This is a genomic window from Bacillus cereus group sp. BfR-BA-01522, assembly GCF_022662635.1.
GTDB lineage: Bacteria > Bacillota > Bacilli > Bacillales > Bacillaceae_G > Bacillus_A > Bacillus_A cytotoxicus.
The window spans coordinates 1-406 of sequence record NZ_JAKUDY010000046.1 but is presented as its reverse complement, the minus strand read 5'-3'; the positions used below and the strand labels follow the sequence as shown (position 1 = coordinate 406).

The following is a 406-nucleotide window of genomic DNA, read 5'->3' as shown; positions in this document are numbered from 1 at the left end:
GGTAACCTTTTGGAGCCAGCCGCCTAAGGTGGGACAGATGATTGGGGTGAAGTCGTAACAAGGTAGCCGTATCGGAAGGTGCGGCTGGATCACCTCCTTTCTATGGAGAATGGATGAACGTTGTTCATCAATATAAGTTTCCGTGTTTCGTTTTGTTCAGTTTTGAGAGAACTTTCTCTCAAGTTTATACAGCGTAAGCAGTTTGTTTTTTCTTGCGTTTGCGTCTGAAAGTGAATTCCACGATGATGGATTCCTCACCGCATGTCAGCAGAGAAGCAGATGCAGCGCAGTAGGCATGTTCTTTGAAAACTAGATAACAGTGTAGCTCATATTTTTAATTTTAGTTTGGTTAAGTTAGAAAGGGCGCACGGTGGATGCCTTGACACTAGGAGTCGATGAAGGACGG

1 rRNA gene is annotated in these 406 nt (G+C 44.6%); it reads left to right on the top strand.

The window, feature by feature from the left end:
* A 16S ribosomal RNA gene (locus MR059_RS21535) occupies positions 1–100 on the top strand; the annotation flags it as partial.
* Positions 101–406: the final 306 nt, after the last annotated feature.